Origin of the sequence: Psychrobacter immobilis, assembly GCF_904846285.1 — a bacterium.
In the GTDB taxonomy this organism is placed as follows: Bacteria; Pseudomonadota; Gammaproteobacteria; order Pseudomonadales; family Moraxellaceae; genus Psychrobacter; species Psychrobacter immobilis_D.
Genome location: NZ_CAJHAD010000001.1, coordinates 288,888 through 314,959, shown reverse-complemented (window position 1 = coordinate 314,959; position 26,072 = coordinate 288,888). Strand labels below are relative to the sequence as shown.

23 protein-coding genes are annotated in these 26,072 nt (G+C 42.5%); 15 read left to right on the top strand and 8 right to left on the bottom strand.

The window, feature by feature from the left end:
- Positions 1–37: 37 nt before the first annotated feature.
- Entirely contained in the window at positions 38–697 is a 660-nt protein-coding gene (locus tag JMX13_RS01395) for a 7-cyano-7-deazaguanine/7-aminomethyl-7-deazaguanine transporter (protein ID WP_201543719.1), read from the bottom strand.
- A gap of 350 nt (positions 698–1,047) precedes the next feature.
- Between JMX13_RS01395 and JMX13_RS01390 the strand changes: the two genes are divergently transcribed.
- From JMX13_RS01390 to JMX13_RS01380, 3 genes are all read left to right on the top strand, one after another.
- Complete coding sequence (locus tag JMX13_RS01390; RefSeq protein ID WP_201543718.1) at positions 1,048–1,623, top strand: TerD family protein; 576 nt, start codon at positions 1,048–1,050, stop codon at positions 1,621–1,623.
- Between the two features lie 195 nt (positions 1,624–1,818).
- Complete coding sequence (locus tag JMX13_RS01385; RefSeq protein WP_201609057.1) at positions 1,819–2,571, top strand: TIGR00266 family protein; 753 nt, start codon at positions 1,819–1,821, stop codon at positions 2,569–2,571.
- Between the two features lie 111 nt (positions 2,572–2,682).
- Positions 2,683–3,291: a TerD family protein gene (locus tag JMX13_RS01380; protein WP_201543716.1), complete on the top strand. Its 609-nt coding sequence runs from the start codon at positions 2,683–2,685 to the stop codon at positions 3,289–3,291.
- Between the two features lie 111 nt (positions 3,292–3,402).
- On the opposite strand, the gene JMX13_RS01375 is transcribed toward JMX13_RS01380, so the two are convergent.
- On the bottom strand, positions 3,403–4,686 hold the full coding sequence (locus tag JMX13_RS01375; protein ID WP_201609056.1) for a TerD family protein: 1,284 nt from the start codon (positions 4,684–4,686) through the stop codon (positions 3,403–3,405).
- Between the two features lie 326 nt (positions 4,687–5,012).
- On the opposite strand from JMX13_RS01375, the gene JMX13_RS01370 reads away from it, so the two are divergent.
- The 7 genes from JMX13_RS01370 to JMX13_RS01340 all read left to right on the top strand — a co-directional run bounded on the left by JMX13_RS01370 (position 5,013) and on the right by JMX13_RS01340 (position 13,666).
- A complete protein-coding gene (locus JMX13_RS01370; RefSeq protein WP_201609055.1) occupies positions 5,013–6,176 on the top strand; it encodes an ATP-grasp domain-containing protein in 1,164 nt (387 codons plus the stop codon).
- A 73-nt stretch (positions 6,177–6,249) separates the two neighbouring features.
- Positions 6,250–7,503: a trypsin-like peptidase domain-containing protein gene (locus JMX13_RS01365; RefSeq protein ID WP_201609053.1), complete on the top strand. Its 1,254-nt coding sequence runs from the start codon at positions 6,250–6,252 to the stop codon at positions 7,501–7,503.
- 64 nt (positions 7,504–7,567) lie between these two features.
- Positions 7,568–8,905, top strand: coding sequence for an NYN domain-containing protein (locus JMX13_RS01360; protein WP_201609050.1), 1,338 nt, complete (start codon positions 7,568–7,570; stop codon positions 8,903–8,905).
- A complete protein-coding gene (locus JMX13_RS01355) occupies positions 8,898–10,217 on the top strand; it encodes a phosphoribosyltransferase domain-containing protein (protein WP_201609048.1) in 1,320 nt (439 codons plus the stop codon). Before JMX13_RS01360 ends, JMX13_RS01355 begins: the two co-directional genes overlap by 8 nt.
- Before the next feature lie 108 nt (positions 10,218–10,325).
- Entirely contained in the window at positions 10,326–11,147 is an 822-nt protein-coding gene (locus tag JMX13_RS01350; protein ID WP_201609047.1) for an HAD hydrolase family protein, read from the top strand.
- A gap of 121 nt (positions 11,148–11,268) precedes the next feature.
- A complete protein-coding gene (locus JMX13_RS01345) occupies positions 11,269–12,456 on the top strand; it encodes a cysteine protease StiP domain-containing protein (protein ID WP_201609046.1) in 1,188 nt (395 codons plus the stop codon).
- A 133-nt stretch (positions 12,457–12,589) separates the two neighbouring features.
- The gene (locus JMX13_RS01340; protein WP_201609045.1) at positions 12,590–13,666 is read left to right on the top strand and encodes an HpcH/HpaI aldolase/citrate lyase family protein; all 1,077 of its coding nucleotides are present in this window, start codon (positions 12,590–12,592) and stop codon (positions 13,664–13,666) included.
- Between the two features lie 189 nt (positions 13,667–13,855).
- Here the strand turns inward: JMX13_RS01340 and JMX13_RS01335 are convergent, their stop codons facing one another.
- The gene (locus tag JMX13_RS01335) at positions 13,856–14,668 is read right to left on the bottom strand and encodes an alpha/beta fold hydrolase (RefSeq protein WP_201609044.1); all 813 of its coding nucleotides are present in this window, start codon (positions 14,666–14,668) and stop codon (positions 13,856–13,858) included.
- Between the two features lie 318 nt (positions 14,669–14,986).
- Between JMX13_RS01335 and JMX13_RS01330 the strand changes: the two genes are divergently transcribed.
- Positions 14,987–15,784 (top strand): enoyl-CoA hydratase/isomerase family protein, encoded by a 798-nt coding sequence (locus JMX13_RS01330; RefSeq protein WP_201609043.1) that lies wholly within the window; start codon positions 14,987–14,989, stop codon positions 15,782–15,784.
- Positions 15,785–15,876: 92 nt separating this feature from the next.
- Here JMX13_RS01330 and JMX13_RS01325 read toward each other — a convergent pair whose 3' ends face one another.
- From JMX13_RS01325 to acnB, 3 genes are all read right to left on the bottom strand, one after another.
- Positions 15,877–16,323: a PACE efflux transporter gene (locus JMX13_RS01325; RefSeq protein WP_201609042.1), complete on the bottom strand. Its 447-nt coding sequence runs from the start codon at positions 16,321–16,323 to the stop codon at positions 15,877–15,879.
- Positions 16,324–16,523: 200 nt separating this feature from the next.
- A complete protein-coding gene (locus tag JMX13_RS01320) occupies positions 16,524–16,967 on the bottom strand; it encodes a DUF805 domain-containing protein (protein ID WP_201609041.1) in 444 nt (147 codons plus the stop codon).
- A 207-nt stretch (positions 16,968–17,174) separates the two neighbouring features.
- Positions 17,175–19,778 carry a bifunctional aconitate hydratase 2/2-methylisocitrate dehydratase gene (acnB, locus tag JMX13_RS01315; protein WP_201609039.1) on the bottom strand — a complete coding sequence of 868 codons (2,604 nt, stop codon included), beginning with the start codon at positions 19,776–19,778 and terminating at the stop codon, positions 17,175–17,177.
- A gap of 337 nt (positions 19,779–20,115) precedes the next feature.
- Between acnB and JMX13_RS01310 the strand changes: the two genes are divergently transcribed.
- The 4 genes from JMX13_RS01310 to JMX13_RS01295 all read left to right on the top strand — a co-directional run bounded on the left by JMX13_RS01310 (position 20,116) and on the right by JMX13_RS01295 (position 24,135).
- Positions 20,116–20,511 (top strand): carboxymuconolactone decarboxylase family protein, encoded by a 396-nt coding sequence (locus JMX13_RS01310; protein ID WP_201609038.1) that lies wholly within the window; start codon positions 20,116–20,118, stop codon positions 20,509–20,511.
- A 197-nt stretch (positions 20,512–20,708) separates the two neighbouring features.
- Complete coding sequence (lipA, locus tag JMX13_RS01305) at positions 20,709–21,752, top strand: lipoyl synthase (protein ID WP_201609037.1); 1,044 nt, start codon at positions 20,709–20,711, stop codon at positions 21,750–21,752.
- A gap of 164 nt (positions 21,753–21,916) precedes the next feature.
- Positions 21,917–22,303, top strand: coding sequence for a hypothetical protein (locus tag JMX13_RS01300; RefSeq protein WP_201609036.1), 387 nt, complete (start codon positions 21,917–21,919; stop codon positions 22,301–22,303).
- 146 nt (positions 22,304–22,449) lie between these two features.
- Positions 22,450–24,135 carry an alkaline phosphatase D family protein gene (locus JMX13_RS01295; protein ID WP_201609035.1) on the top strand — a complete coding sequence of 562 codons (1,686 nt, stop codon included), beginning with the start codon at positions 22,450–22,452 and terminating at the stop codon, positions 24,133–24,135.
- A gap of 140 nt (positions 24,136–24,275) precedes the next feature.
- On the opposite strand, the gene JMX13_RS01290 is transcribed toward JMX13_RS01295, so the two are convergent.
- A complete protein-coding gene (locus tag JMX13_RS01290; protein WP_201609034.1) occupies positions 24,276–24,653 on the bottom strand; it encodes a hypothetical protein in 378 nt (125 codons plus the stop codon).
- 285 nt (positions 24,654–24,938) lie between these two features.
- Positions 24,939–26,015, bottom strand: coding sequence for a pyridoxal phosphate-dependent aminotransferase (locus JMX13_RS01285; RefSeq protein WP_201609033.1), 1,077 nt, complete (start codon positions 26,013–26,015; stop codon positions 24,939–24,941).
- Between the last annotated feature and the right edge of the window lie 57 nt (positions 26,016–26,072).

The following is a 26,072-nucleotide window of genomic DNA, read 5'->3' as shown; positions in this document are numbered from 1 at the left end:
ATACCATCTTCAATACGCTCAACCTAGCTGTTTATTTTTACTTCCCTGCCAGCACTTTCTGCAATTTCGCCAATATCACACCATATAAAGGTAAAAAGATAAGCACGCCCATCACTATCTTAAACAAGTAGTCCATCGCGCCAATCTCAACCCAGTGCGAGGCCATAAAAGGGTCTGGGCTTTTATAAAAAGCGATGGCAAAAAAGCAAAAGCTATCGACCAGATTACCAATAAACGTCGATACTAAGGGTGCAATCCACCAAGTTTTAAGTTGGCGCAATTTATTAAAGATTTGGATATCTAAAAGCTGGCCAACGACATAAGCGCTGAAGCTTGCAAGAACAATGCGAAAGACAAATAAATTGAAATCTAGCAGATGCTCATGACCGACAAACTGTCCATCAGCAAATACGACCGAAAAATAGTACGAAATTGCTAGTGCAGGAAGCATCGCAAAAAAGATAATACGTCTAGCCAACTGCTGACCAAAAATTCGCACAGTCAAATCAGTAATCAGAAAAATAAACGGAAAGGTGACGGCGCCCCATGTGGTAATAAAACCAAATAGCCCGACAGGTATTTGCACTAAGTAATTACTGATAGCGATGATAAAGATATGCAGACTCGCAAGCCAGAATAAAGCACGGCTGTAGCGAATAGATTGAATCGGGGTGGTCAAAAGTGTACTACTGCTCATAGAAGAGTCCTTTTTTTAAGTCAGGGTAGAGGGAACCTGGGCGCGCTATTATAAATCATAATAAGATAAATAGCCAAAATAGGTCTAATATCGCCATAAATCACTTTTTTATAAACAAAAATATAACTGTCAGATAGGCACACAAAATACGCCTTGCTTAGTAAGCAAACGCTTAGTATAGTAAAACGTAATGATAGGCAGGACATGGCGTACAGGTCGATTTATTGACCTTCTGCGCTCAGATACTTTCGCTAAGTCAGTTACTTTCGCTAAAAGAGTAATCACTGCCCTATTTTTAGTTTATTTTATAAAACCAAATCCACTTAACTATTAATCCAAAGGATATTTATATGGCTATTAGCTTAACAAAAGGCGGCAACGTAAACTTATCAAAAGAAGCGCCAGGTCTCACCAATATCACTGTCGGTCTTGGCTGGGATCCACGCGCTACTGACGGTCAAGAGTTTGACTTAGATGCGATTGGCTTTTTGGTCAATGAAGCAGGTAAAGTCCGCAACGACCAAGACTTTATCTTCTTTAATAACTTAAAATCAGACAACGGCGCGGTTGAACACACAGGCGATAACCGTACTGGTGAAGGCGACGGCGATGATGAAAAAATCAAAATCAACTTAGCTAGTATCCCAGCTGACGTCAGCAAAGTGGCTATCTGTGCCATTATTTATGAAGGCCAAGCTCGTAACCAGAACTTTGGTCAAGTTGGCGACGCTTACATCCGTGTGGTAAATGATAATGGCGAAGCTGAAATTGCACGTTATGACCTATCAGAAGACGGTAGCACTGAAACAGCGATGATTTTTGGTGAATTATATCGCCATGCTGGTGACTGGAAGTTCCGTGCAGTTGGTCAAGGCTTTAGCGGCGGTCTAGGTCCATTAGCGTCATCTTTTGGCGTTAATGTTTAAGATTAAAAGCTGAATTTGTAGAATCAAAAAAAGCCATCAAGTGTGTCCAATTATCACATTTGATGGCTTTAAAATTAATTGGCTAGCAAAAGTTTGCTTTTAGATAGAATTCTTTATACAGGTGTTTAAAAACAAAGAAATAACTTTAAAAAAATTAAATCACTATTCTAATATTGATATAAGGATTTGCACCCTATGGCCGCAACGTTTAGCTTAATCGGCACTATTGAACCTTTTTTGCATTGTAACTTAAAAAAAGGCGACTCCATTTATTGTGAAGCCAATGCCATGGTGATGATGGAGTCGAACCTTGAGCTAAAAGGTAAGCTACAGGGCGGACTCATGCAGTCACTGATGCGCCGCTTTGCCAATGATGAATCATTATTTCAACAGCAAATTGAAGCAGTAGATGGCGAAGGTGATTGTCTACTCGCGCCAACGCTCGATGGCGATATGCAAATACTTGATGTCGGCGCGCAGCAATATACGCTTAGTGACGGTGCATTTGTAGCGGCGCAAACAGGTGTCGAAGTCAAAGCTAAAATTCAGCGTAACTTAGGTGGCGCGGTCTTTGGCGATACTGGTGGCTTTATGGTGATGCAAACCCAAGGTAATGGTCAGGTAGTGGTATCGGGCTTTGGCTCACTATTTGAGATTGATGTCGAACCTGGCAAAGATGTCATCATTGATAACGGTCATGTGGTCTGCTGGGACTCGCGCTTGGAATACAAACTATCGGTCGCCACCAGTAAGAAAAAAGGTTTTATGGGCAATATCATCAATTCGGTCACTAGCGGCGAAGGGATGGTTTTAAATTTCTCAGGAACGGGCAAAGTCATTATCTGCTCGCGCAATCGTGATAGCTATCAAGGCTGGCTACAAAGCATTTTAGGTACTAGCTCAGGTGGTCGCGGTGGCAGCAGTGGTTTTTTAGATAATATCTTATAATTTAAGTTTATAGCCGAAATTTATAGCTATAAAACAGCGCAGAGATTGATAACTAAAAACCAGCACTAAAAAATTAATTACTCCACTCACAATTATTATAAGGATTTTCCCATGGCAGTTAGTCTACAAAAGGGTCAAAAAATCTCTCTCAGCAAAGAAGCTGGCGGTGAGCTTACTCAAGTAAAATTGGGTTTAGGTTGGGACGTATTTCAAGGAGCACAAGAGAAAAAAGGCGGCTTCCTAGGCAAGTTATTTGGCGGCGGTAGCGGCGGCGACTCTATCGATTTAGACGCTTCATGTATTATGTTTGATGCCAATAAACAAGCTGTCGATGCGATTTGGTTCAACCAGCTACAATCAAAAGATGGCAGCATCCTCCATACGGGTGATAACCGCACTGGTGATGGCGACGGCGACGACGAAGTCATCAATGTTGATTTATCGAAAGTTCCAGCTAATGTAGTTTCACTGGTCTTTACGGTCAATAGCTTCACTGGTCAGACGTTTGAAACGGTAGAAAACGCCTTTTGCCGTATCGTTAATGCCAATAATAACACTGAAGTGGCGCGCTATAACTTATCGTCGCAAGGTACTCATACGGCAATGATTATGGCAAAAGTGTATCGTCATAATAATGAGTGGAAAATGCACGCGATTGGCGAAACCGCTTCTGGTCGTACTTTTCATGATTTGATGCCGGCTATCACACCGCATGCGTAAATAGTTTAAACAGACTGAATAATGAGGACTGTTAGTAATCTATAAGCAATCAGCCCGTCTATTTATAATAGACGGGCTGATTTTTTGTATTAAATAATACTATTAAAGCGCTTACTTGCTACCACGCTTCCAGCTAAAGCCCCAATTAAAGGCTTTATCCATCTCTTGATGGCCTTTAAAGTACTCATTAATACGTTCAACGTTGATACTGCCATTTTGATTGACCAAACGCGCAATCGCACACATTGGTAAATTACCCGCACCTTCTGTCAAACGGGTTTCAATCGGTGGCTGGTCGGGTACATGAATGGTTACGACGCCATCGGTTTGCGCCCAGTTTGGTGCACCTTCATAAATGAAAGCAAAGATAAACACTTCCTCAATCTGCGACCACTGTTGTCCATTGATATCGAGCCACTCACCGCCGCTGACTTGTCCGGTTCTATCATCGGCACGTAACAATACATAAGGCGCTGATTGTAGATTACCAAAGCGATTGCCCAAGGCCTGAATCAGCGTTTTTTCACCATTTTTCAGATGAATCATCGCCCCAACATCAAGGTCAATACCAGCGGCTTTATGCTGCTTAAACAGGTCGCCTAGCAAGCCTTTTTTAGGGGCTTGTGTGCTGCTATCTGGGCGCTGATTCCAATTAAGATTGACAGAAATTTTACCAAAATCATCGCGTTTTTTTAGATTGATGCTAGATTGGTTTTTGGTTAAGGTGATTTTACTTAGGTTAATTGACGGATTTTGAGAAGCTGTAGGAATTGGCGGCGGAGTCGTTGTTTGAGGCGCACTACCCGCTTTTTGCGTATTGATAGGTCTTTGCGTATTGATAGATTGAGATTGGCTTTGCGCTTGATTTTGTGACTGGCTTTGAGCTGGGGCTTCATCGGCAATTTCAACACCGAAATGTTCAGACAAAGGCTTTAAACCACCTTCAAAACCTTGGGCGATAAAACGGAATTTCCAACTGCCTTGGCGGCGGTAACACTCTGCTAAAATGATGGCTTTTTCATTACGTCCAGCAGCACTTAACTGACAAGTCATCAGCACTTGGCTGCCTTGTAAAACCTGAATATCCACATCGCCGACTTGCGCAAGCGTTTGCGCACTAGAAAACGCAAGGGCTATCTTCTCAATACTCGCAGGCTGCGCTGGTAAGTTAATATCAAAAAATCCATCGCTATCATGACCACGGAAACTGACGCTGCCATCATCGCTACGCGTCTGCCCATAAAATATCATGTCGCCATCGCCACGTACCTTACCGTCAGTGGTCAGGCGATAAGCGGCACAATCGATGGCGCTTTGGCTTAAAATACGAATGCTGATATTATCCGTTGGCAGCGGTGCATTAGCGCCAGCAATCAGTTTTTGAGGTTGACTCATCATTTATCCTTTAGGTTATTTATTATTTGTTTATATAGGTGAGATTGGCTATCGCTATATAGTAGCATGGATAGCGCCTGATTTTTACAGTGCACGGCCGTTCAACAAGGCATTAACAACGCTGCAAAAACATTTTTACAAATCCTTAATGCTATTTTGTCAGCAGCATTTATAACGCTTAGCATTTGTATATAATAGACCCTGCTATAACCCATACTGTTAATCAATACTGTTAACCAACGCCGTATCGCGCCTTGGGTTATTACCTTATTAAATGCCAGTCCCAGTTACTCCCTTCTAAAATTTATGATAACGCTGAGAGAATTATGAAAACCCCTGCTAACGAAAGCCCTCATACAACGTCGACTGCCGTGCCACCTGCCGCTTGGTTAGCTGAAGGTCAGTCAAGCCAGCGTGATATGTTAGCCAGCCTGCAAACCCTAAAAGCCCAATCTGATATGCCATTTAACATCATCGCGTCACACCGCCATAATAGACCTGAGATTTTTGAATTTGCCGATAGCATTTACCGTGAGCCTTCTGCGAGCGCCACAGATAGCGATGAGCAAGCAATGCTCGAACCTTTAGAGCCATTGATGCCGCGTTGGCAGTTTGTCTTAGAGCAAGCTCAGAAAAACAACGTGAAAGTGTTACTGACTGGACGCAATGGCATTGATTACGAAGCCCACCGTGAGGCATTTGAGGCAGCTGGTATTCGTTTATTGACTGGCGCGACGAGTGTGGCGGCGTTAGAAGCGATAGATGATAAATTTGCCTTTATGCAGCAGTGTCATGAGCATGATATTCCCGTGGCAGAAGCGTGGCGCTTTGATAATGTCGCAGAGCTTGAGGCGTTACTTGCTACGCACGGTCATCAGCCTTTATGCGTTAAACCGGTTACGGGTATTTTTGCCCAAGGTTTTTGGCGGCTAGATTTAGCCAAAAACCTTGGTGAACAGTACGATAGCTTTGAGCACTTATACTTTACCGAAGAGAAAAAAATCAATACCACGCAGTTTATCAATGCCTATGCAAACAGTGTTATGGTGCACGAGCGCCCTATTCCTATGTTACTGATGCCTTATTTATCAGGCCAAGAATACTCTATCGATGTCGTTTGCGAATATGGTGAAGTATTGGCTGCCATCACCCGTTATAAAACAGGGAAAATTCAGCATATCGGCTACGAGCAAGCGGTTATGGATGTGGTTATTCCACTGATTAAAGCCTTTGGCTGCGATGGTATCGTCAGCGTACAAACCAAAGCCGATGATGACGGGCAGCACCGTGTGCTTGAAATTAACAGTCGCCCCTCTGGTGGCATTGATTACACCACTCATAGCGGGGTCGATTTAACCCAAGTTGGATTTGGCTACTGGCTGGGCTTAACCGATAAACCAAAACTTGCGGATATTGCACAGCAAATCACTCCCTGCCAAGTACGCTCAATTATGGTTAGCGTAAAGATTGAAGAAGATGCTAGCGAGTAAGTAAAAACAATGAAATAAAAAATCGGCAGTAATAAATCGGCGGCAACCGAATATGTTCAATAAGAGGCAGGCGATGACAGCACAAACCACGTTAGTGTTAGGGGCAAATACGGTTATCGCCCAATCGAATTGTTCGGTCGCTTTTGCGACGACAAATCAGCTAAAGTTTGGCGAGCAGCTTGGGCTATTATGGCTGCCTTTAGATGAGCATCGTAAAGCGGCTTGTAGCCCTGCTTATCTGCATGAACCAAAAGAGTGGGCACAGCTCAATAGCAAGGATAACCCAAACACATGGCAATTGGATTTGCCTGCATTATTTGATAAACAAGGCGTAAGCTTTGTACAACTGATTGCTTATGTTTATCATGAGCCAAGCCTCAACTTACCCGCTGTCGAATTAAGCAAAGTAAATTTAACGCTAAACAATGGCGATATTCGTTATGAATTTATCGCAAGTGAGCGCCATGTTAAAGCAGCAATCATATTAGAAATATATCGGCGCAATGGACAATTTAAATGCCGCGCCCTTGGTGAGAGCTCTACGCAAGGATTGGCAAGTCTAGAGCATCATGTGCAAATTAGCCTCGATATGCGTCCGCCAGATACGCACGCCCTTATCCAAGATGCCCAGCGCGCGCAGCAGCAAGATTATCCTAACAGTGACGCGCGCCCGCCAAGACATGTTCAGTCTGGCGAAACTTGGACAGGGACGGCTTTTGCTATTGACCCTTATCATCTATTGACTTGCTATCATGTCATTGAGTCGGCGGCAATGATTGGAATTCGACAACAAGGTCAGCCTGATCGTGAGGCGCAAGTGGTGCTTAGCGATATCGGTAGTGATTCAGCCATTATTAGAGTAAGCGAGCCGCTGCCAAGTTATTTACCCTTAGCACAGCGTTGTACTGATAATTTGGGTGAAACCATTACGACTTTAGGGTTTCCGTTATCAGGATTGAGTAGTCAACTCCAAGTGACACAAGGCTGTATCTCAGGTTTGACAGGGTTTGGTGATGATATTCGCTATATGCAATTTACCGCGCCCATTCAACCCGGTTCTAGTGGCAGCCCTTTATTACTACCGACTGGCGAAGTTATCGGCATGGTAACGTCCAGCCTCGTCCACGAGCATGCACAAAATATGAACTATGCGGTGAAATTTCAGTTATTATCCGCCCTACTCGCGAGCGCTGGAATGAGTTTAGATAACTTATCTGAGTCCTCTAGCTCAGATGGCATGTCAGGCACGACAGCTGCCGCGTTGACCACACCGCAATTGAGTAAGCAAAGTCGCGGTGCTTTGTGGTTAGTAGGATGTCAGGGTTAAGTAGTCATTGCAAATTAAAAGAATATGAAAGAGTCACTTTAAGAAAGTGTATTAAGGAAAATAAATGCCCGCTAAACTCAAAAGTATAGCCGTACTTATTGATGCCGATAACGCCTCAGCAAAGAATATTGATTATATTCTGCAAGAGATAGAGAATATTGGACATATCACTTGTAAAAAAATCTATGGCGACTGGGGCAATGCACATATTCAGAGCTGGCAAGAAGCATTACTTAAATACGCCATCGACCCTATGCAACATTTCGCTTATGTAAAAGGCAAAAACGCCACTGATATCGGCATGGTTATCGAAGCCATGGACTTGCTATATAGTAACAATTACGATGGTTTTTGCCTGATATCAAGTGATAGCGATTTTACTTCACTGGCCCTACGTATTCGCAAAAACCATGTAAAAGTATTTGGCTTTGGCAAACGTAATACGGTTAGCGCGTTTTCACAGGCTTGTGATAAATTCTTTTATGTAGAGGATTTGCTAAGTGCTCATAAAAAAGCTGAAAGCGTAATCAATCCTCCTATTTATGATAGCCACAAACTAAACCAAAATAGTTCTAAAACAGTATCCGCTTGGGGTGAGAAGCGTCTAAAATGTGATACCAAGCTACTCAATAGCTTACGCGCTTCTATTATTGACCACCCTAAAGCAGAAGATGACCACTGGGTAAACTTTGCTTTGGTAGGCAGTGGAATAAAAAAACATTACCCCTCTTTTGACCCTAAGTATTATGGATACTCTAAACTTGCCGATATTATTAAAAACATTGATTTATTTGAAACAAAGTTTATAAACTCCACACTATATGTACGTGATAAGAATTACTCAAAGATAGGAATACAATCAAATGCAAGCACTATAAATAAAAATATGGACAATACTAAATCTTATCCAGTTTTTATGAATTCTAACATTGAAGTATCTTTACGAAGTCCAAGTTCCTCACATATAGATTACATCGCTTTCAGATTGACCAATGAAAACGTAGTTAGAGGTGACCAAGATATGGTTTTCTATGGTCAGAACGAGAGCCCTGATGCTAGTCTTATACTCAAAGACCTTCAATTAGCACCTTCTTCACGAGCAACTTACTTTAGCTGTAATCTTGCAGAGCAAGATAAAAAAATTACTCAGATAGTTTTCGTTGCCACCGCCCAAGATAGTAACTTAAAGTCTGCCCATCCAATAAAAGTTAGCATTAGAAACTCTAAGAAAATTATATATGAAGGAGAGTTTGGTACAGACTTAAAAAGTGCTCAAACTCGTAAGCTTTTTGTCTTAGTTAAAAAAAGCAATGAATGGCATATGCACCCTCAAAACAGCGTTATAAAAGGCGATTTACGATTTTTGTGCGAAAAATATGGGATAGAAATAAGCGATGACTGATATTAAAAATAATATGACGGCTAATAAAATGTATAAGCATAGCATCACCCTACCACGTGGCACTCTTGATTTAACCTATCAAACCAATTCAGCCACTGCAAAAGATGGAACAGAACAAAGCAATCACTATCAATTAGAAGACTTGCTTGGATTTGCGCAGCGCATTAATCCTAAACGCGCATTTTTGTTTGTCTCAAAAGTCTTAGGTCGCCATATTCCAGTCGCGCCTAGCACCATGCGTGATGCTTTTAGTGATTTGGCAAACTTAGTACCAGATGATTTGCCTGAACCTATTTTGGTCATCGGTATGGCAGAGACGGCGGTTGGGCTATCTGCGGGGGTACATCAAGCGCTACAAACTCGCTATCCACAAGCTTTATTATTAAATTCTACGCGTCATGCGCAACATGATGACAGTCATGACAAAAGCAGCCACTCTTTATTGACCACGTTTAGCGAAGACCATAGTCACGCCAGCCAGCATCTGATTTATCAAAGTGCAGATAACGTCACTCAAGCGCAGCTACTAGCGAGTAAAACCTTGATTATGGTGGATGACGAAGCGTCAACGGGCAATACTTGCGTCAATGTTGTCACGGCCTTACGTAACGCAGGGCTTGATCAATTAGAGCAAGTACATCTGACCACTTTGGTTGATTGGTCCCTAAATCAGGAACGACATCAGCATCAGGATACAGCTGACTCGGATGACGCTGTGCCTGATCAAATCGCCAAACGTCTACCTAATATCAAGTTTCAACGTCATCACTTGTTATCTGGTGCCTGGACATGGACGGATGCGCCCAATCCTGAGCCGATTACGATGCCATCGGTCGATACCACTGAGGCTGGCAGTCATACGCTAGGTGATACTGGCAACTGGGGACGCTTCCCAACCCTAGACAGCACCGATGGCTTTGATAATTACCTTTTGAAATTTCAAACCGCATTCAAGGTGTTTAATAATCAAGCCCAATCTGAGAAAGAGCAGTTGCCCAAGCGGATTTTAGTATTGGGCAGTAATGAGTTTGTCTGGCTGCCGTTTTTATTGGCTGAATGGCTTGAGACGCAAACTCAAAACTCTACCGTTAATTTTAGTGCGTTAACACGTTCACCGATTGCCCTTGGTGGCGCGATTACCACTATGCTCAGTTTTAGCGATAACTATGGGCTTGGTATGACCAACTTTGCTTATAATGTTGAGCCTAACGATTGGGACTTAATTGTTTTGTGCGTTGAAACATCGGCGGATAGTGTTGATGACATGTGGAAAGATTTGGATAATATCTTGGTGGTGAGTCCGACACTTTAAGCTGTTTTATAAAAGCTAGCTTATAAAAGCTGTCCTATTAAAACTATTCTTTAAATCCTACTTTGATTTTCACATTCAACACTTACGCACGCTTTTATGGCAAATACTATGACTACCCCATTTTTTCAAACCAATCTCGATATCACCAAACCCTACGCGCTGATGGATTTGGACGATACACTTTTTCAAACCCAACGTAAAATTGACGCATGGGATTTGCCAACGGCTAAAACTGAAAATCTAGTTTGCGCGACCGTTAATAAACAAGGCGAGCCATTAAGCTTTATGACTCAACGCCAAGCGGTATTTTTTAATTGGCTACTTACTAGTACTGAGCTGATAGTGGTCACCGCACGCGACCGCAGTGAAATTAAACGCGTTAAATTGCCTTTTGACAGTTGGCAAGTCTTAACTCATGGTGCCATTATTCTTGATAAAGACGGTACGTTACAAGCCCAGTGGCAACAGCGTATGCATAGTCAGCTTGCACCACTGCAAGATAAATTGCAGCAGCTAAGCCAATTATTTGCTAATCATAGTAGAAATGACAACAGCCAGCTGGTATTTACACCGCATATTGATAGCTTTAATGATGGCACTGTTAATGAAGAGCTAACCATTTATTTGGCTATTAAGCACGCAGAAAAAGACCATAAAGCGTTAGTAGAGCTAGCTAAAAAGTTGCCAACGTTAATACGTGACTTTGAGCAAGATTTTTATGTGCATGTGAATGCGAATAATCTGGCGATATTGCCGCACGCGGTTCATAAGCACCATGCAGTACAGTTTTTATTAGACCATCATTTAGACAGTCAGCGTCCAAGCTTTGGTTTTGGTGATAGCTTGGCCGATTTACCATTTTTGCAATTGCTTGATTGGTATGGCATGCCCAATCATGGTCAGTTGCACGATAGCTTTAGCTCTCAGTAATTCTAAACACTCAATAACTTTTAATCCTCAATTATTCTCAGCTTTTAATCGCTTTAAAATCTAAATAACTATAATAATAACCACTATTTATAGAAGTAGAAAACATCTTATGACCAATCATATGACGAACCCTAATATTCAAAAACTGGAGACATATGGCTCAGGCAGCTATCTTGCCAGCGATGTGACCGTACTACTCGATATCGTCGATAAAGCGTCAGTTGCCGATGTACCGGTTAGCCAAAAAGAAGCGCTGATTCAAAGCGGTCAGCGTCATTATTCAGACATGTTGACGTTAGAGCAAGCACCAACTGCCATGCATGAGCAATTGTATCAGCAGGCATTAGCGCAAGGTACAACGAGAACCGCGACTGATATTGCGAACTTGGCTTATACACTACATCATACTTTTCAAAACCCTCTAAACGAACGCACTGTTAATAATGAACGTCCATTAATATTAGTCAGCTTAGTACGCGCAGGTTTACCAGTTGGCGTATTGTTGCAGCGCGCATTAGCAGATACTAATAGCAGCTATGCGCTGCCAAGCATGCATTATGGTATCAGTATCATTCGCGATCGCGGACTTGATTCGGTTGCCTTACAGATGATATTGGACACTCATCCAGAGAGTTCTATCATCTTTATCGATGGCTGGACGGGTAAAGGGGCTATTTACCAAGAGTTGGCTCATAGCTTAGACGTTTTTAGTAACCCTAATCATCCAAATTTTGCCAATATTTTTCATCAAGGTGAAAATGTTATTCCCTTATTAACCCTTGCTGATCCGGCTGGCGTTGCTTGGCTAGCAGCTAGTGAGGATGACTGGCTGATTCCTTCAGGTTTATTGAACAGCACCATATCGGGACTGATATCACGCAGTTTATATACTGAGCCACAATCGGGGCTACATCGTAGTGTCTTTTATGATAGCTTGGTTGAGGTAGATCATAGCCTAGCCTTTGTTGATCATATTGATACTGCACGGCGGGCATTGTCTACGCCTCTCCAATACTTGCAAACGTTTAAGCAACCACGTTATCAGACCGCGGATTTAATCGATATGCTGGCAGCAGAGTATGACATTAGCAACCGCAATCGCATTAAGCCGACCATTGCAGAGGCGACACGAGCGATATTACGCCGTGATCCTGAGCACATCTTGCTCGCAACCGCCGATCACCCTGATACGGTGTTATTGCGCCATTTATGTAGCGAGCGTGATATCAATATCACGGTATTAGGTGCTAAAATACTCCCCTATCAAGCGATTACATTGATCAAGCAGCGCGCAACAGATCGTTCATGATTTATTAATGTATTGATGCATTGCGAAAGAAATGTATCCATATTGCACTAGCAGCGCTGTTTTTATCATACGTCCTTATGCTATGACCTTCCCTCTATAAACCATTCATTTATCACTATTTACGATGCCAACTATGTCCGATATACCGCACAACGAGTCCAACCTTTATAATAACGATCAGTCTTACGCCCACCTGATTACTGAGCGTCATGCGATGCTTAAGCCGCATACTCATCACCCGTATCAATTGGGTGCCAGCCTTTACATGCCTGCGACGCGGCAAGATATTTGGCAAGTCATTACGCGCGAAAAATTATCGACGATTAACAGTATTATTATCTGCTTAGAAGATGCGGTCAGCCATAGCGATGTTGAGCTAGCGCTCATACGACTGCAAACGCTGCTACATACGTGGGCGGCGCATGTCGATAGTATCAATGACCCAGCAAAAAAACATGGCATTCAATCAAAAGAGCAAACCGATCAGCCAACCAGACCTTTAGTATTCATACGTCCGCGTCATCCAGCGATGTTAGAGCAGCTGGCAGATTTTGCCCATATTGATTTGGTCGATGGTTTTGTGATGCCAAAAGTCGATATGTATAGCTTGTCTAATTGGCGCATGGCGTCTCAGAATTTAAGTACTGAGCATTTATTAATGCCAACGCTTGAGACGGCAGCGCTATTTAACCCTCATCACAATCAAGAATTGGCAATCGGCTTTAAAGAAGCCTTTAGCCAGCCCGTTTTTGCCTTGCGTATCGGTGGTAACGACTTATTTGCAGCGCTACGTTTGCGCCGTCCTAAAAATAGCATCGTCTATGATACCCCGATTGGTACGCTCGTCTATCAGCTGCTTGGCTGCTTTGTACCGCATGGTTTTTATCTTACCGCTCCAGTATTTGAATACTTAGAGCAGCCAACGCTGTTTATGAAAGAGCTGATGCGTGATGTAAACTTGGGACTGGTCGGCAAAACAGTCATTCACCCAAGTCAGATTGCTTTGGTACAGCAAGCGTATTGTGTGCCGTTAAGTACCTTGGATGAAGCTCAGGCAATCTTGCATAGCGAGGCAAAAGCGGTATTTAAATATAACGATACCATGCTCGAGCCTGCCACACACCGTGCATGGGCAACAGAAATCGTCAATCGCGCCGAGGTCTTTGGCACCCTTGATGATATCAATACTGACTATACGACTAGATTATAAATAAAGACATTAACCTTACTGCTTTAGAGTATGTTTTTAAAACTGCCACTTTAAAGTTAATCTGTTAATCTAAGTTTCAATAAAAAAGCCGTTATCCTATTTAAGATAACGGCTTTTTTTAGTATAAAAGATTCATCACTTTATAAATTATGATGCTTTATTCAAGACTGGTTCCAGTTTAGCTCAAAGTTAGACACAGTTTGCTAAAAAGGTATTAATCACCTTATTTACCTGCTCAGGTTCTTCTACCGTCGCCGTATGCCCAGCGCCTTTGATAACCGCAAGCTTCGAGCCTTTAATTGCAAAATGCATCCGCTCCGCCTTTGCATAAGGCGTTGCCGTATCTTCATCGCCAACGATGATTAGTGTCGGCGTGGTAATCTCCCCTAGCTGATCATAAGTGGCCGAGCGCTCAATCACGCCTGTGGTCGCCTTAACGACCCCGCCTTTACGATTACTTTGTAGCATCGCGAGCCACTCTCTGCGATCAGCCTTACGTGACTTATCAGTCAAAAAGCTATTGCCAAACATAATAGGCATGACTTTTTGGCTGACCCGCTTCATTCCCAACCAACGAATGGCTTTCATCAACTTACGATATTGTGGCACGTTTTTAGGATCTTCAGGGTCTGCTGACGTTTCAAGTAATGTTAGCGATAGCAGTAGCTCTGGACGTTTTAGCGCGATACGCTGAGCGACAAAACCACCCATGGATAACCCTAAAAAATGGCATTTATCAATATCCAGCGCTTCCAGTAATGCTAGCGTGTCTTCGGTCAGTGTCTCCATATCATAGCCAGATTTGGTGATTTCAGACTGACCTTGTCCCCGAAAATCAAATGCAATACAGCGGCAGCCAGATTTAAAATACTCAACTTGCTTGTCGAACATGCGCGTATTCCATAGCAAACCATGGGCGAATACCATGACAGGTTTTTGCTTATCCTCGGGCGCACTGTCTTCATAATAAATATCGACATTATTTACATTTATCATTGGCATAACCACTTCCTTGTTGGTGTCATAAAAAATCAAACCTTTTAAAATCTGCCTTCTATCATAATGCACCAAGCAAATACTTCATAGCGTTATTTTGGTACGGCAGATAGTATATATTCGATAATATAAATATATTAAAATAAGGAAAAATGAAATATTTTTGTCCGTGCCTTAAGCGCCCACAAAACTCGCTTCTATAATCATAACAAGCTGCTATAGTAATCAGCTTGAATGACTTGTTACACCTAACCACCCTATCCATCATAACGTCCATTGTTATCAGCAATGCTTATCTGAAACTTCTCACTAAGGAAACCAAATATGTCACAACCTCTGGTCGAATATCATAGCGAAAACCATATTGCCACCATTACCATGAATGACCCTAAGACGCTAAATGCCTTTAGCACACCATTAAAAGGCGCAATGATGGACGCGCTTGATCAGGCGGATCAAGATGCTGACGTCCGCGTGATTGTATTGCAAGGGTCGAATAATAACTTCTCTAGTGGTGGTCATATCGGCGAGATGTTAGAAAATGGTATGGAACCTGAGGCGTTGGTGGCGAAGCTTGATTTTATGCTCAGAGAAGTAGCAGAAGTAAGCCTAAAACTGCGTAATATTCATAAGCCAATTATTGCTAAATTAGAAGGGGCAGTAGCTGGTGCTGGGATGAACTTGGCATTAACGTGTGATTTCCGTATTGCGGCTGATAATGCCAAATTTGTGCAAGCCTTTGTCAATATCGGTTTGATTCCAGATGCGGGTGGCATTTACTTATTGAATCAATTGATTGGTGCGGCGAAAACGACTGAGCTTGTGATGCTGGGCGATAAACTCACTAGCGCTGATGTCGCGCGTCTAAACTTAGTCAATAGCGTCGTGAGCAAAGATGAGCTTGACGCCAGCGTACTGGCATTGGCAACACGGCTAAGCAACTTACCGGGCAAAGCCTTGGCATCAATGAAGCATATGATTAATGTTCATGCTTTTACAGGCTTAAATGAAGCGCTCGATATGGAAGTGGATCAACAAACCATGATGGCCAAAACCGCTGACTTTGCTGAAGGTATCACCGCCTTTATGGAAAAACGTAAGCCCGTTTATCAAGGTAAATAAAAACCTAATAATGCTATCATCTGTACTACTAAAAAAAGGCTACCTAATGCCAGCCTTTTTTTTGGGTCATTTAATACCATTAATCTCTTTATTCATGAAGAAGCAGATGCGGTTTTATAATGATGCGGCAAGGTAAATATCTTGTCAAAACCCAAAGTAAATACAAAGGTATAAACCAAGAAAAATAGCAATAACGCTGCTTCCATCATAAAGGCTTTGATTAAACCGACATCATACCAAATCATATATAGCGGCAAGCAAATCAATACCAAGCCGCCTTCAAACCCTAAAGCGTGAGCACTACGGATTAACAACGTGCGCTTAGTCACTTGCTTGCGCCGCTCCCACGCTTCAAAAGCCGTATTGTATAAAAAATTCCAGATAACCGCAGCCAATGACACCATCACAGCAACGGGTAACGACTCTGCCGCATCGCCGCCGCTTAGTTTCATTAATACAAAGGTAGAAGCAATGACAGCGATAAGCTCAAAGATGGTCACATAAACGATACGACGTTTGAGTGGGGATAAAATAATCAACCAAAACTCCAAAGCACTTGGCACTTTAGTATAAACAAAAAATTGCCTAGAAAAGTATCGGTTCGTCCCGAGATAGAAAAAGATAAGTCACATACAGAGCCACGGTTTCCGCCTGCCCCTATATTATACAGGAGCCAAGATAAGAAACCAAAGGCGAGAAACCAGTCGACGCTTATCGCAAAACAAGACTAATAAAAGGCTTATTTTGCTGGTGGACCCCATTGATTGGTTTCAAGCTTGGTATCGCTCGCTAAGAATACCAGTAATATAATAGAGCCTATCAATGGCAAAATGGATAGCAAAAACCACCATCCTGAACGGCTGGTATCATGTAATCTGCGAATAGTCACCGCTAAGGCCGGCAAAAACAGAGCAAGTGCTACGACGACATAAAATAGACCCGTTTCTGAGCCAAATATAGTGGCATCTAAAATCATTGCTACGATGATTAAGCCCATTTGCACTAATACGAAATACCAATACTCTTTACGTCGAGCACGACCAGAGAAGTTGATATAATTTCTTAATCCTTTTTTAAACCAATCAATAATGCCATAGTTTGCTTCAAAACTATGATTATTAACCATCCTAGTATTCGGTAAAGGTGGTGGCGTTACTTTATCAAGCATATTTTTATTTTCCATAACTTAAGTGATTTTTAGTCTCTAAAAATAAGAGTTAGTAATTAAAGATGAATGAGCGACTTTGATTATAAGCACTCAATAAAAGTTTGCAAATCATTATTGGTATATTTTAAATTTAAAAAAAACCCCGCATCATAGTGATACAGGGTTTCTATTTAAATAAGAATTGTAAAACTTAAAAATACTTAACTTAAGCTTTAACCAAAATTAGGTTAACTGAGCAACGTTAATTTTATCCGCTTCTTCAGTATAGGTTTCCATACGGTCGAAGTTCATGTATTGATACACCTCTTCGCCCATGCTATCAAGCATACCAGCATACTGCTGATACTCTTCGTTAGTTGGTAGTTTACCAAGTACCGCAGCAACAGAAGCCAATTCAGCTGATGCTAGATAGACGTTAGCACCTTGACCGAGACGGTTCGGGAAGTTACGAGTAGACGTCGAAACGGCCGTAGAGTTCGGCGCGATACGCGCTTGGTTACCCATGCATAATGAACAACCTGGCATCTCAGTACGAGCGCCGGCTTGTGCATAAATGTTGTAATAGCCTTCTTCCATCAACTGACGCGCATCCATTTTAGTTGGTGGCGCAATCCATAGACGAGTTTTCAAGCTACCCGCTGGTAAGTCTTGTAGCAGTTTACCGGCTGCACGGAAATGACCAATATTAGTCATACATGAACCAATGAATACTTCATCAATGGTGTCGCCTGCGACATCTGCCAAAGTTTTAGCATCGTCTGGATCGTTCGGGCAGCAAAGAATCGGCTCTTTGATATCAGACATATTGATGGTCATGTCAATAGCATATTCTGCATCTTCGTCAGCACGCATCAGGCTTGGATTAGCAAGCCACTCTTGCATTTGCTCAATACGGCGACTAATGGTACGTGCATCGCCATAACCTTCTGAAATCATCCACTTAAGCAAGGTGATGTTTGACGTTAGATACTCAGTCACTGACGCTTCAGATAGAGTGATGGTACAACCAGCAGCACTACGCTCAGCAGAGGCATCAGACAATTCAAACGCTTGCTCAGCCGTTAAGTCTTCTAGACCTTCGATTTCAAGAATACGACCGTTAAACTCGTTGATTTTACCTTTCTTATCAACCGTTAACAGACCTTCTTTAATCGCTTGGTAAGGGATTGCATGAACTAGGTCACGTAGCGTGATACCAGGTTGACGCTCGCCAACGAAGCGTACACGAACCGACTCAGGCATATCAAGTGGCATAACACCAGTCGCAGCAGCAAAAGCGACTAGACCAGAACCCGCTGGGAATGATATACCAATTGGGAAACGGGTATGCGAGTCACCACCAGTACCAACGGTATCTGGAAGGAGCATACGGTTCAACCATGAGTGAATAATACCATCGCCTGGACGTAAGCTGACGCCACCACGATTCATGATAAAGTCAGGAAGCGTATGCTGAGTTTCGATATCAACTGGCTTTGGATAAGCAGCCGTATGACAGAATGATTGCATCACCAAGTCTGCTTGGAAACCTAAGCAAGCTAAGTCTTTTAACTCATCACGGGTCATTGGACCTGTGGTATCTTGACTACCGACAGTAGTGATTTTTGGTTCGCAGTACATACCAGGGCGAACACCTGCTAGACCACACGCTTTACCAACCATTTTTTGCGCTAGGGTAAAACCTTTACCAGTATCAGCTGGCTCTTCTGGCTTAGCAAATACGTCTGAATGACCAAGACCCATATATTCACGGGCACGATTGGTCAAACCACGACCAACGATTAATGGAATACGACCACCTGCACGAACTTCGTCAAGCAAAGTTGGCGAGTTTAGCTTAAAGGTTGATAGTACTTCATCAGAGTCATGCTTAGTGATTTTGCCATCATACGGATAGATGTCAAACACATCGCCCATATTTAGGTTATCAACCGCTACTTTCTCGATTGGTAATGCGCCAGAATCTTCCATAGTATTAAAGAAGATAGGTGCGATATTGTTACCGAGTACTAGACCGCCGCCACGTTTGTTTGGCACGTTAGGGATATCATCGCCCATCAACCACAATACTGAGTTAGTCGCAGATTTACGGCTAGAACCGGTACCAACCACGTCGCCAACATAGGCTAATGGATGACCTTTTTCTTTTAGTGCTTCGATCTGTTTCATTGGACCAATTTCACCCTCAACGTCAGCAGTGATACCGTCGCGAGAGTTTTTGTGCATGGCTAATGAATGTAATGGGATATCAGGACGACTCCACGCATCTTGCGCAGGAGACAGATCATCGGTATTGGTTTCGCCAGTGATTTTAAACGTCGTATAAGTCGTCTTTGCTGGTACGGCATCACGGCTCAAGAACCACTCTGCATCTGCCCAAGATTGAACGACTTCTTTAGCGATAGTATTGCCCGCTTCCGCTTTTTCAGTCACGTCATTGAACGCGTCAAATACGAGTAATGTCTTTTTCAACGCATCAGCAGCTTCTTGTGCAACTTCAGCATCATCAAGAGCAGCAACTAGCGGTTGAACGTTATAGCCACCTTGCATGGTACCCAAGATTTGGACGGCTTTTTTCTTACTAACTAGTGAAGATTTCGCTTCACCTTTAACGATAGCGGCTAAAAATGCAGCTTTAACATAAGCGGCTTGGTCAACACCGGCAGGAATACGGTTTTCTAACAAGTCCATTAAGAACGCATCTTCGCCCGCTGGTGGGTTTTTAAGTAGCTCAACCAATTCTGCTACCTGCTTCTCATTTAGTGGAAGTGGTACAGTCCCTAGCTCAGCACGTTCTGCGACATGTTTACGATAAGCTTCTAACACAATAGTCGTCCTCGTCGGTTGGTGACCAGTACATCACGTGAGTCGTCAGGATGACAGCCTACATCGATGTACTGCATTGAATAATTATCCGTGCAATCATATCTCAAATCGCTCAAAATGTTAATGGCTGAGCCGCGAAAAGGCGCAGAATAAGGCCATATTGGACATTTATTATAAAAATAGTGCCATAACCAATATGATTGACGCGGTTAAATAAAAACCGCGTGCCTGCTATACTCTTATCCTATAAGAAATTATCAGATGGATTTCATCAGCAAGTTTTTGTATATATGACTTGATAAAATAGAATTTACCCGTAAATATTAAGGATAATAAGATGGACGATAATGCCAATTATAGAAACGGTCTAAAAGTTCGTACCGAAGTGATGGGCGAGGCGCATGTCAAAAGCTCGCTTGACTCAGCGACGCCATTTACCCAACCTTTGCAAGACTGGATTATCGAACACGCTTGGGGCAGCACGTGGCAAGATGACGCCATACTGCCACGCAAATATCGCTCATTAATTACCATGGCTTTTTTAATTGCACAAAAAAGTCCGGCTGAGCTAAAAGGTCATATCCGTGGGGCAATTAATAATGGTGCCAGCGTCGCTGAAATCCAAGAAGTATTGATGCATAGCCTGCCTTATTGCGGCGCACCTGCCACCCAAGAAGCATTTCGCGCTGCCATAGAAGTGCTAAATGACATGGACATTGATATCAATAAATAAAACTAGGGTAAAAATGAGCTTCGTAGTAGTCTTATTATTTATAAAAACCTTATTTATTCCTAGTAGCTTTCTTAGTTATCTTAACAAGATTGCCTAAAAAACCTTGAGCCATTATCTGCTATAATAGCTTCATTCATAAAACATTCTAATAATTCCATAAACCCTTATGCTATCAAGGGTTAAGAGAACATTTGATTATGACAAACGCCGTACAAACCCACGTCCCCGCTGCCCGTGCAAAACCGAAAAAAGCCATCCAAGGCGAAAAGCTACGTGGCTACGACAAGGTAGCGCGTATTCCAATTAAAGTGATTCCGACCGTCGAGGCGAAGAAAAAGCCAGATTGGATTCGGGTCAAAATGTCGTCACCTGCTGAAGTGGCGCGTATCAAAGCCACGCTGCGTGAGCAAAAGCTTTATACCGTCTGTGAAGAAGCTGCCTGCCCTAACCTGCCGCAGTGCTTTGCCGATGGTACGGCGACCTTTATGATTATGGGTGATATCTGTACCCGTCGCTGCCCGTTCTGCGATGTCGGTCATGGTCGTCCGAATGAATTAGATAAAGACGAACCACGCCATACCGCCGAAACCATTCAAGGTTTGGGGCTTAAATATGCCGTTATCACTTCTGTTGACCGTGATGACTTAAAAGACGGCGGCGCGATGCATTTCGTCGAAGTATTGAATGAATCGCGTGCGCTTAGCCCAAATTGCTTGATTGAAATTTTGGTGCCAGATTTCCGTGGTCGTATGGAGATTGCTTTAGATTTATTGACCGAAACGCCGCCAGATGTGTTTAACCATAACATTGAAACGGTGCCGCGTTTATATAAAGCTTTCCGTCCCGGCTCTGACTATCAGCATTCGCTCGATTTGCTTAAACTGTATAAAGAGCGTCGTCCTGATATCGCCACCAAATGCGGCTTTATGGTTGGACTTGGTGAGACTGAAGAAGAAATCTATGCGCTGCTTGATGATCTAAAAGCGCATAACGTTGATATGATCACGGTTGGACAGTATCTACAACCTAGTAAAGACCATGCACCTGTCGATCGTTATGTACATCCAGATGAGTTCCAGCGTTATATGAACTATGGCAAAAAAATTGGTTTCTTCAGCATCTGGGCAGGACCAATGGTACGCTCAAGCTACTTTGCTGATCGTCAATACTATGGTGAAGACTGCCCAGCACCAATTCGTAGCAAAAAGGCGTTAGAAGCGGAAGGTAAGCTTGGCTGCTAGATTTTAAAACCTTTATTAATATAAAAAAGAGACCTATCATGGTCTCTTTTTTTGTCTTTATTTTTTATCTTTGCCGTTATAGTCTTAAAAATCTGTAAAATAAAACCGCCACTGATATCAATAACGATACTCAAACCAATACTGATAAACAGTAAGGAAAACTTATGAAAAAACTATTTGCTTCAACTATCATGCTTGCTACATTTGCGCTGGCTGGCTGTGCCACCAATGATATCAATACCAATGCTGGCATGGCAATTGGTTCGGCAAACGAGATTGGTATGAATATCTTTAAAGCTGCGATTGATAACCAATGCCGAAGTCAGATCGAAAAACAAAACGCATGGCGCATTGCCAGTGTCGCTATGACGGATGCCCAAGAGGAAGAAGTAAAAGGTAGAGTTTGTGGCTGCGTCAGTGAGCAAGCCCCGCAGCAAGTAACTATCGTCGAGCTCGGTAATGCTGCAATAGATGCCAACTATCGCACACAGCTGGTCACTAGAGTGGTGGCAAAAACCCTACAAAGCTGTTACGGCAGTATCGTTAAATAGGCTGCTTATTAAGCTCGCTATGAAAGATTTTCATGTTTACGAAATAGGCTGGGTTGGCGATTGCTAAACCCAGCCTATTCATATAGATTATTTACTATTACGAATGATAAATGGAATTTATCTTTAACTCATATCAAGGATGACTGATGAAAAGACGTGCATTTATAAAACTGGGTGGCCAGGTAACGGTAGCCGGTACTCTACTCACGCAGCTCAGCGCTTGTTCGTCAGATGACGATGACATCAAACCGCCAAATAGCCTCGATGATTTAGATGACTTGGGTTATCAAGGTGCAGCACCTTTCGTACATGGTATCGCCAGTGGTGACCCGCTGCATGATCGCGTCATACTATGGACACGGATTACCAACGACGGTAGTATCGAGGCTTCCAGTATCCCTGTGGCTTATACAATTGCAACAGACCAAGCGCTTAAAAATATCGTCGCTCAAGGTCGCGCAATAGCGACAGCGCAATCTGACTTCACGGTTAAAGTCGACCCTAAAAACCTGCAACCCAATACCACTTATTATTATGCTTTCGAAGCATTGGGCTATCTTTCTCCTATCGGTCGTACACGCACTATACCGCATCAAGACCTCCCAGCAAACGAAGTCGATCGCGTGCGCTTAGCAGTAGTTTCCTGCTCGAACTATGGTTTTGGTTACTTTAACGGCTATGCCAATATCGCCAAGCAAGCTGATATCTCTGCCGTCATACATTTAGGCGATTATATCTATGAGTACCCAGAAGGCTTTTATCGCGATAACGATTTAAAAGAAGAGCGCCCTTTAGAACCCAAAAATGAAATCATTAGCTTAGACGATTATCGTCGCCGTTATGCTTGCTACCGTACCGATATCGACTTACAAGAATGCCATCGCCAGCATCCGTTTATCGCCGTTTGGGATGATCACGAAATAGCGGATAATTCATGGAAAGGTGGCGCAGGTTTTCATACTGAGAGTAAAGGTAGCTATATAGAACGCAAAATGTCCGCCGTGCGCGCCTATCATGAATGGATGCCTATCCGCGACGACAGCAGTAACGAGCTAGACAGCCAACTACGCATTTATAGACGTTTTGAGTTTGGTAAATTGTTTGATTTAAACATGTTAGACACCCGGATATTTGGTCGCGAAAAGCTTGATGCCAAAGCCAGTAATGAGCCTGAACGCCAATTATTAGGTCTTGAACAAGAAAACTGGCTTTATTTAAAGATGCTGGAGGGCAAGCGCCGTCAAGCAACATGGCAAATACTCGGGCAACAAGTCATTTTAGCGCCATTTAAAGGGTCTTCTGCGACCAATTCTGGGGATATTTGGAATGGTTATGCCAGTGCGCGTACACGTTTATTAGATTTCATCGAAGAAAATAGCATCGATAATACGGTTGTCTTAACCGGCGACTATCATGCATCGTTTGCTTTTGACGTCGCAAAAAATCCTTTTGATACTAGCGGATATAACTCTCTTACAGGTGAAGGCTCATTAGCAGTAGAATTTGTCTGTCCTGCCCTAACTTCTCTAGCCTTTCCAGAAAGCGGCGCAGGAATAGAAGAAAATCCACATCAAAAATTCAATAACCAAACCGATCACGGTTATATGTTATTGGACATTAACGAACAGGCTTTACAATGTGAGTGGTATTATACCGAGACCTTAAAAAAGCGTGATAATAGCGTTAGATTTGCAAAAAGTTTACTTACTCAAACACAGACTAATCACCTGATTGACGGTAGTCAATCTCGCCCGCTTACCAATGTTGCAGCCTTGTCTGCTGCTAATAAATCTATGGCAGTGAAAAAGTCTGCCGCTTTAAATGGTGCTTAAAACCATATTTTACACACTCAATGTGAAAAAAATATAAGCCAATAAAAAAGGGTAAATCATATATGATTTACCCTTTTTTATTGGCTTATATTATTATTAATAGTCTCTATAAAATGCTGATGCACTTATGGCGAGTCAACTTATAATTTACTATTAGGCAATGGACTAATAGGTAAAGAAGCTGTCGAAGGCAATATTTTACTACGATGAAAATACTTGGAAGAGCCGTCAATTATCTTATCTACTTCTTTAACCAAAGCGTGGATAACATCATCATAAACGCCATGATATAACTCGGTCTCAAACGCTGTAAAAGGATGCTTACGCGATGCTGAGCTCACTTCTGTCACGCCTTGCTTAGTATAAAAAATATCGACACGACCGTCACTGTTGAGTACACAGTTTAATAGACCGCCTTCTAATTCCATCTCTACACGCTCAGGCATAAAGATATAATCATCCACATCCATGAGCTTTTTTTCTACCTCTCTCTTAAAAAAAGATTTGATATCAAACATATATACACCCTTTGTCTTAAAATTTTAAAAACCTTTAGCACGCCTATTCTTATGGTCTTGGTCTAGCACTTATTTTTAAGATTAATAGGTCGTGCTTTATTAACCTATTCTATAAGCTGGGCGGCTGATTTTTAAGACAGAATATGTAAAACTGCGTTTGATGTTGGTAAAAATTGCGTGCTCGTTCTATCTATAGGCTATAAAAATGATTGGAAAAATAAAAAAGGAAAGCTGCCATCTAAGCCATTCACTTTTAAATTAATTAAACCATACGATTAAGCTTATTCACACCCAGCCTTTCTCACGAAATAACTGCAACGTATCGATAACCACCATCATCTCTTCGGGTGTACCGAGGGTAATACGATTGAAACCTGGGATAGAAGGAAACTCACGACCGACCGCGATACCATGCTCTTTCATTCTATCTATGTATGTTTTCACATCGCCGTTTACTTTATAAAAAATAAAATTGGTTTGCGAGGGCAAATAACGCAGTCCTAGCTTATCGAGCGCCGTCTCCATCATTTGCCTTGCTTTATTGGTGGTTTGTAAACTGTGCGCTAAAAAAGCTTCATCTTCGAGCGTTGCGATTGCGGCAACCGCACCTGATACGTTAATATTATCCGTAGACATTAAAGACCCAATTTCTGCAATAAGCTGCGGATCTGCAATCGCATAGCCAACGCGTAGACCTGCAAGTCCAAATAGTTTTGAAAAGGTGCGAACGACAATCAGGTTATCAGATAGCCCCTGCTTTACCCACTCAATGCCACTCTCAAAACTTGGGTCCGTGACATAGCCAAAGTAGGCTTCATCCAGTAAGAAGTAATGGTCCTTTGACGCATTTTTTATCCAAGCTTTGAGCGTATCCGTCGCAGTAATAATTGCCGTGGGATTATTAGGATTGCACAAATAAAACAGGCTAATACCATCAAATGCAGCGGCAGCTCTTTGTAGGTTGTCGAAATCTAAGTCATAGTCATCGCGTGTTAGTGGTACTTTGACCACTGTTACGCCAAGAGAGATTGCATACAGCTCTGCACAGCCAAAAGTTGGATCTGGAATGACTAGCTGAAACCTTTTATCTGTCTTTAAGGCTTTATCATCCAGCATTTGTACGATAGCTCTGATACTCTCGATTGAGCCATTACCCAATAAAACCTGATTTTCAGGTACGCCATTTATAGCGGCTACTTTGGTCATCAGTTGAGCGCGCTGCTTATCGGGATAGCGAGCAGCGCCATCTAAAGCTTTGAGGATAGCTTCTTTGGCAGAGTCTGACATGCCTAAGGAGTTTTCATTGAAGTCCAATCTTAGTAATTCATCAGTTTTATTATGAGTACTGGTATTTATATGCATGATAGATAATCCGCCTAAGTCGTCCGTGAGTAATAAAGCGAATGCAGCTGCTTGATA